The organism is Streptomyces sp. NPDC056883 (genome assembly GCF_042788835.1).
Classification (GTDB): Bacteria; Actinomycetota; Actinomycetes; order Streptomycetales; family Streptomycetaceae; genus Streptomyces; species Streptomyces stoeckheimensis.
In genome coordinates this window covers 907,227-914,246 of sequence record NZ_JBHUBS010000001.1, presented here as the reverse complement: position 1 = coordinate 914,246, position 7,020 = coordinate 907,227, and the positions used below count along the sequence as shown (strand labels likewise).

Here is a 7,020-nt window from a genome sequence, read left to right as displayed (position 1 = left end):
TCCCTTCTGCCCCCACACCAACCTTCGGGGGGGGTGGGCCGGCCGGGTCGTTTTTCCCACCCCTCGCCCCCCGGGGGGCTAGCTCCCTCTCCTGGCCCCCCCCCCCGCCGGCTCGCGTACGCCCGGCCCGTGGGCCCGCAGGTCCTCAGGTCCTCAGGCCGGGCCGCGGGTGAGCCACAGCCGCATGACCGCGGTCAGCGCCTGCGGCTGTTCGATCGGGGTGCAGTGCCCGGCGTCCTCGATCAGCGCGAGGGAGCCGTGGCGCAGGGACGAGGCCAGCAGCGGGGCCTCGTCCGGGTGGACGACCCGGTCGTGGCGGCCCCGGACCACCAGGGTGTCCGCCTCTATGTGCGGGAGCAGGTCCACGGTCGCGTAGTCACGGGCGAGCGCCCCGAGCTGCCGTACGTAGCCGGCCACCGGCATCCGCCGCTGCCAGGACCGCAGACGGCGGCAGAACTTCCGGTCCGCGTACCGGCCGGGGGCCAGCAGCAGGCCGAAGTGCGCCTCCAGTGCGCCGTCGCGGTCCCGTTCGAGGTGACTGCGGTAGTCCTCGAGGTAAGCGACCGTGCCGGGGGCCGAGCGGGTCCAGGTGTCGCACAGGAACAGCTTCTCCACCCGGTCCGGCGCCCTGGCCGCGACCTCCTGGGCGACCCACCCGCCCAGCGAATGGCCCGCGAGCGAGAACGTGCCGGTCACCCGGTCCAGTACGTGGTCGGCCATCTCGGCGCGGGTGTCCTGCGCGTCGAGTACGACCACTTCGGTCCGGACCAGGTCGGAGAGGTGCTTCAGCTGGTGGTGCCACAGCCAGGGGCCACCGCCGACACCGGGAACGAGGACGAGGCGTCCGGTCATGGGGATGCCGCCTTCCGTGGAACGGGGGGTGAGCACTGGGGAGTTGCGTGTGGACTCCCACGGCAGCACGTGGCCCCGGGTTCGGGCGTACTCCGATCAGTCGACGGCGGTGGGGAAACCGGTGGCCGCTGTCGTCCCGGGACGGACCGTCCGGAGGACGAGGGCGGGCGTCACCCGCTCCACCATCGAGGAAGGCGTCCGACCGGACGTTCCCCTTCCCCCGACAGAGGAGCCCGTCATGTCACCCGTCACCGCGACCAGCCCCGTCCGTCAGGTTCCGCTCTCCTGGGAACTTCGTGCCGGCAGCCACCGCTCCACGGACGACAAGCGGTGCTGTTACACCCCCACCTGTGGCTGGGAGGTCTCGAACCGGGCCCCGGCACCGCGCCGCGCCGCCGCCTGAATCGCCGCGCCGTACGGCGCCGCCCCTGCCGCGGCACGGGTGGCGTCGTACGGCTTCCCCTTGCCCGTCCCCCGCAACGAGAAGGAGACACCACCATGAGCCAGGAGCAGAGCCTGCTGCACCGCATCCTCGACCACGCCAGCCGGCCCGACCCGTACCCCCTGTACGCCGAACTGCGCCGGACCCCGGTGTGGCACGAGGGTGACGGCCCCTACGTGATCAGCGGGTTCACCGACATCCAGGAGCTACTGCACGACCCGCGCATGAGTTCCGACGCCCGCAACCTCGCGGCCGCTACCGGTGATCCGCTGGCAGAGGCGGTCGAGGCCGGCGAGAACGGCGGCCCGGGCGCGGACGGCGGCTCGGAGGGCAACGTCTCCGGCGTCCTCCCTCCCGGCTTCCTGCGCCTGGATCCGCCCGAGCACGACCGGCTGCGCCGGATGACCAACCGGCCTTTCGGCCCGCCCCACACCCCGCACAAGGTCGACGGCATGCGCGCCGAACTCACCGCAGCCGTGGACGACCTCCTCGACCGGATCGGCAGCGGGGCCGACTCCGACGACGTCGACCTGGTCGGTTCCTTCGCCTACCCGTTCCCGGTCACCGTGATCTGCCGGCTGCTGGGCGTGCCCCGCGAGGACGAACCGCGGTTCCACGTCTGGGCCGAGGCCGTCGCGGCGAGCCTGGACCCCGACCCGGACGTGCCCGACCCGGCCGCACGCCTGCGCGCCTCCCACGACGCGCGGCTGGCACTCGGCGGGTACCTCGCCGAGCTCATCGAGGAGCGCAGGCGCCGCCCCGGCGACGACATGATCTCCCGGCTCGCGTCGCGCGACGGCCCGGACGGTCCGATGAGCACCATGGAGCTGCTCACGACGTCCGCGCTGCTCCTGGTCGCCGGGCACGAGACCACGGTCAACCTGATCGCGAACGGGATGCTCACCCTGCTGCGGCACCCCGAGGCCCTCGAACGGCTGCGCCGCGAGCCCGCGTTCGCCGCTCCGCTGGTGGAGGAGCTCCTGCGGTACGAACCGCCCGTCCAGTTGCTGCCGCAGCGCACGCCGCTCGCCCCCGTCGAGGTGCGCGGCACCGTCATCCCTCCCGGCGCTTCGGTGTGGCTGATGCTCGCCGCCGGCAACCGGGACGCGGAGCGGTTCACGGACCCGGAGCGGTTCGACCCCGACCGGCGCGACCTCCAGCACCTGGGCCTGGGCAGCGGCATCCACAGCTGCTTCGGGGCGCCGCTGGCCCGGCTGGAGGCGCAGATCGCGCTGAGCCGGTTCGCGACCCGCCTGGAGCGGCCCCGGCTGCTGGCGGACCCGCCGCCCTACCGGCGCAACGCGGTGCTGCGCGGTCCCCGCAGTCTGCCCGTCGGCTGCGCCGGCGTACGGCGCCCCTGAGCGGGCACGGGGCGTACGCCGAAGGCCGTGCGGGCCTGAGCCGGCACGGCCTTCCGTGTTTCATGCGCTGCGGGCGGGCTCCGGCGCTTCCGGGACGAGGGCCGCCGGCGCCTCCAGGGCCTCCCGTACGGCACGCTCCAGGTCGGCCCCGCCGCCCGGCTCCGTCGCCCACCTCCGGACGACGTGCCCGTCGGGCCTGACCAGCACGGCTCCGGTGGGGCCGATGCCGTACCGGGCCGGGAAGGTGCCGCCCGGGTCGCGCAGCGCGCCGTGCGAACCCCCGATCCGGTGCGCGGCAAGCGGAACGCCCAGCGCGGCGGCCGCCCGCCCCCCGGCGGGCGGCCAGCCGCTCCCGTACGGGCCCGCGAGCAGGGTGAAGCGGGGCCCGAACAGGTCCAGTACCGACAGCCGCCGGCCGTCGGCGTCCCGCACCCACAGGTGCGGGGCGCGGGCGCCCGGGCGGCCTGTGGGACGGTACGGGTCCTCGCAGGGGCCGGGGTCGGGGCCGCCCGCGGGGTCGGGGTAGAGGTAGCCGAGCTGGAGGGTCTCCGGGTGCAGTGCCTGCGGCAGCCCGCGGGCGGTCGCGAGGACGTGCCACAGGGTGTGGGCCGCCACCCGGCTCCGCTCGGCGTGGTAGGTGTCGAGGAGCTGCCCGCCGGCGCTGCCGCGCAGTACGGCCGCGAGCTTCCATGCGAGGTTGTGGGCGTCCTGGATCCCGGTGTTGCCTCCCAGTCCGCCGATCACGGGCATGGTGTGGGCGGCGTCGCCCAGCAGCAGGACACGGTCCTCGCGGAACCGCCGGGCGATCACCGCGGAGGCCCCCCAGCGCAGCACGCTGCGCACGTCGGGCTCGAGTCCGGGCAGACCGGTGACCTCCCGGATCCGGTCGCGGGCGTAGCGGCGGAGCGCCTCGTCCCGGGCACCGGAGACGAACGGGCTGTCGGGGATGCCGTACTCCCACAGGGGCGCGTCCACGGTGCCGCGGGCGAACAGCACCTGGCTGCCGGGGAACACGACGGCGGTGGGCCGGCGGCCGTGCAGCACGGGGTCGAGGTCGGCGGCGAACACGGTGCTGAGGAAGCGGGGTTCGCCGCGGCGGCCGTCCAGCTCGATGCCGAGGGATTCCCGTACGGGGCTGCGGGTGCCGTCGGCGGCGAGGAGGTAGGAGCAGCGGACGGTGCGGATGCGGCCGGTGGAACGGTGGAGGACCAGGGCGGTGACACCGTCGGGGTCCTGGTCGAAAGAGGTCAGTTCGTGGCCGTACAGTACCCGCGCACCCCGGCCCCGGGCTTCGGCCAGCAGGATCGGTTCGATGAGGTTCTGATCGCAGAGCCGGCTGCCGGAGGGGCTGATCGGCCGGGTCGGGTCCCCGGCCGGGCCGAGCCTGGTCCAGGAGGCGTCGGCGAGTGTGTCGGCCTGGAACCAGCCGCTCGGGCGGCGGCTCACGGCGTCGATGGCGGGCTCCAGCCCCACGGAGCGCAGCACTTCGCCGGAGCGGGCCGTGAGGACCCGCGACCGGGGATGGGTGCCGATGCCGGAACGGCGTTCGACGACCAGGCAGTGCACTCCGTGGTGGGCCAGCAGCAGCGCGGCGCAGAGGCCGCTGAGGCTGCCGCCGACGACGAGGACCGGCACGTGCTCGGGGTCGCCGGGCGGCGGGGCACCCGCGGCGTGCGCGGCGGGGCCGGAGTCCGTCTCGGTGTTCATGCGACCGTCGGCTCAGCGGCCGGACGGCGCCACCGGGAGGGCCGGCGCCGTGTCCTGGGCGGGGGCCCGGCGGGCGAACCGGTCGGGGACTGGGGGCGCGTGCAGGGCGTGGCAGACGCAGAAGCACAGCCAGCCGTCGGCGCGCAGCGTACTGCGGCCCGGGAGACCCGTCAGCGTCAGCCAGTCGCGGTCGGTCCCGGCGGGACCGGTCCCGCCGGCGTCACGGTCGTAGTGCGGGGTGCTCGCGTTCATGTCGTGTCCGTTCCTCTCCCGTGGTCGGCGCTCACCGGCACGGGCCCGGACGGGGCATGCAGGGCGTCCGGGTCACCGGGCCGGGTGGTGCGGGGGGCCGCGCCACCCCTCCAGTGCAGCCCGCGGGCCGGCGCGGCGATGTCGTCCGACCGGGCGAAGCACAGGACGAGCTCCGGGAAGGACGGCACGGGACGGCACACGGGCTCGGCCGCTCCCCCGGGTCGTCCGGCCGATGGACCGACCGGAGGACGGGACCGGCGCGCCCTCGTCCCTACGGTGACCGCAGGAGGCCGTACGCACACCGGCCCGCACCGTGAGAGGACCCCCCATGACCACCGCACCTTCGGGCTCCGCCCCGGTCGCCACCACCGCTCCCGCCACCGCGGTGCCGGTGTCCGGCCTGCCGTACCTCGGCTCGGGGATCGGATACCGCACCGAGATCAAGGACGCGATCGGCTCCCCGGCGAGCCGCGTCGACTGGCTCGAAGTGATCACCGAGCACTACCTGTTCGCGCCGCCGGACGTCCGCGACGTCCTGCACCGGCTGCGCCGCCGGTTCCGCATCGTGCCGCACGGACTGGAACTGTCGATCGGTGCCCCCCGCGAGCCCTCGCCCCGCTACCTGGACGCGCTGGCGCAGCTCGTCGACGAGCTCGACGCGCCCTGGTTCAGCGACCACCTGTGCTTCACCCGCGCCGCGGGCGTGGCCCTGGGCACCCTCACCCCGCTGCCCCGGACCCGGGACATCGCCCGCGAGGTCGGCCGTCGCGCGCAGCGCGTCCAGGCCGCCGTCGGCAGGCCCCTGATCCTGGAGAACGTCACCTACTACATCAACCTGGACTCGCCGCTGTCCGAAGCCCAGTTCATCGCCGAGGTGATGGAGAACTGCGAGTGCGGGCTGCTGCTCGACCTGACGAACCTCGACATCAACGCGCGCAACCACGGCTACTCGGCGACGGAGTTCCTCGACACGATCCCGGTGGAGCGCGTCGTCCAGGTGCACCTGGCGGGCGGGACCGCCGGGGAGGACGAACGGATGGACCTGGACACGCACAGCGAACCGGTGCCGCCCGCGGTCTGGGACCTGCTCACCGAACTGGTGGAACGGGCGCCGGTGCGCGCCACGCTGCTGGAGCGCGACCAGAACTTCCCCGACGACTTCGGGCAGCTCCAGGCGGAGCTCGACCATGCCCGGCACATACTCGACGGTGCCCGCGCGACCCGGCCGACGGGGGTGCGGTGATGGGCCTGCGCGAGGCCTTCGCCTCGGTCATCGCCTCCCCCGACAGGCTGGTGCCGGTGCTCCGCGACGATCCCGGCCAGGTCCAGGCCCGGTTCGGGCTGTCCGACACGGAACTGGCCGTACTGGCCGGCGTCGACGCGGACAGCTACGCGTTCATGGCCGAGGAGAGCGGTGCCAAACGCAGGATCCACCTTGCGGTCGGCGTCCCCCGGACGGTGGAGGAACTGACGGAACACCATCCCCAGGTGATCGACGCGTTCCTGACCACGACCACCCTTTCCGAAGACCCCGACGACCCGATGGGGGTCGTACGGGCCTGCGAGCAGCTGCTGGCCTTCGGCGGACTGCCGCCCGCCACTGCCGACTTCGGCCGGTTCGAGCTCGACCAGTACCTGCTGCTGGGCGACGCGGTGGCCGCCGAGGCCTGCCGCCCCGCCCCCTTCGCCCGGCTCCCGGACGCCACCGGGATCCCGCTGGCCCTGTCCCCGGCGGTCCGCGTGGCGACCTACGGGCACGACGTGACCGATCCCGGGGCTCCCGTGGCGCTCCCTCGCGAGGAGGTGACCGTCCTGCTCCAGCGCATCTGGGACGCGCCGCTGCGGGCGTACCGGATCGGAGCCGGGACGGGGCTCCTGCTGGCCCGCTGCGACGGCACCCGCACGGGCCCGGAGGCGGCCCGGGCTGCCGGCCTGCCGCAGTCGCAGGCCCTGGAACTGCTGGATCAGCTGATGAGCGCCGACATCGTGCGCCCCGTAGCCGCGATCGCCCACCAGCTCCGTCCGACCGCGTGACGTCCCCTTCCGGCGCCGCCGGCGTCCTGGAAGGGGTCCCTTCATCCACTGAGCAAGGAAGGAAATCCCCATGAACAGCACCTCACCGTCCGAACAGCACGTCGGCGCACCGGGCCCGGCCCTCTCGCTCACGCCGCTGGCCGACGTCGTGGCCACCCGCCGGTCCGGTCTGCCGCGGGACTTCAACTGCTTCTGCGTCTTCTGCACCCAGGCGGCCGACCCGTCCCGGACGAGCGCGCCGCGCACCGCGGCCCACCGGTCCCACTGACCCGTCGCCGCACCCTCGGCCCCGGGGGTTGTGGGTCCCTCTGGGGGGAGGGGGAAGGGGGGGGGGCGGTGGGGGGGGGGGGGGTGGGGGGTTGTGGCGGTGGT

The 7,020-nt window shown here is 74.6% G+C and carries 8 protein-coding genes; 5 read left to right on the top strand and 3 right to left on the bottom strand.

The genetic code is table 11. The features are described 5' to 3' along the window. Positions 1-153: 153 nt before the first annotated feature. Positions 154-852 (bottom strand): alpha/beta fold hydrolase, encoded by a 699-nt coding sequence (locus tag ACFRU2_RS04305; protein ID WP_382967383.1) that lies wholly within the window; start codon positions 850-852, stop codon positions 154-156. Positions 853-1,090: 238 nt separating this feature from the next. On the opposite strand from ACFRU2_RS04305, the gene ACFRU2_RS04300 reads away from it, so the two are divergent. Continuing rightward, positions 1,091-1,255 carry a hypothetical protein gene (locus ACFRU2_RS04300; protein ID WP_382967381.1) on the top strand — a complete coding sequence of 55 codons (165 nt, stop codon included), beginning with the start codon at positions 1,091-1,093 and terminating at the stop codon, positions 1,253-1,255. Positions 1,256-1,350: 95 nt separating this feature from the next. Next, positions 1,351-2,655 (top strand): cytochrome P450, encoded by a 1,305-nt coding sequence (locus ACFRU2_RS04295; RefSeq protein ID WP_382967379.1) that lies wholly within the window; start codon positions 1,351-1,353, stop codon positions 2,653-2,655. Positions 2,656-2,715: 60 nt separating this feature from the next. Here ACFRU2_RS04295 and ACFRU2_RS04290 read toward each other — a convergent pair whose 3' ends face one another. Next, the gene (locus ACFRU2_RS04290; RefSeq protein WP_382967377.1) at positions 2,716-4,362 is read right to left on the bottom strand and encodes an FAD-dependent monooxygenase; all 1,647 of its coding nucleotides are present in this window, start codon (positions 4,360-4,362) and stop codon (positions 2,716-2,718) included. A gap of 12 nt (positions 4,363-4,374) precedes the next feature. Continuing rightward, entirely contained in the window at positions 4,375-4,614 is a 240-nt protein-coding gene (locus ACFRU2_RS04285) for a hypothetical protein (RefSeq protein WP_382967375.1), read from the bottom strand. 328 nt (positions 4,615-4,942) lie between these two features. Between ACFRU2_RS04285 and ACFRU2_RS04280 the strand changes: the two genes are divergently transcribed. From ACFRU2_RS04280 to ACFRU2_RS04270, 3 genes are all read left to right on the top strand, one after another. Further along, positions 4,943-5,857: a DUF692 family multinuclear iron-containing protein gene (locus ACFRU2_RS04280; RefSeq protein ID WP_382967373.1), complete on the top strand. Its 915-nt coding sequence runs from the start codon at positions 4,943-4,945 to the stop codon at positions 5,855-5,857. After that, the gene (locus tag ACFRU2_RS04275; protein ID WP_382967371.1) at positions 5,857-6,648 is read left to right on the top strand and encodes a hypothetical protein; all 792 of its coding nucleotides are present in this window, start codon (positions 5,857-5,859) and stop codon (positions 6,646-6,648) included. The genes ACFRU2_RS04280 and ACFRU2_RS04275 overlap by 1 nt, the downstream gene beginning before the upstream one ends. Before the next feature lie 70 nt (positions 6,649-6,718). Next, entirely contained in the window at positions 6,719-6,916 is a 198-nt protein-coding gene (locus ACFRU2_RS04270; RefSeq protein ID WP_382967369.1) for a hypothetical protein, read from the top strand. Positions 6,917-7,020: the final 104 nt, after the last annotated feature.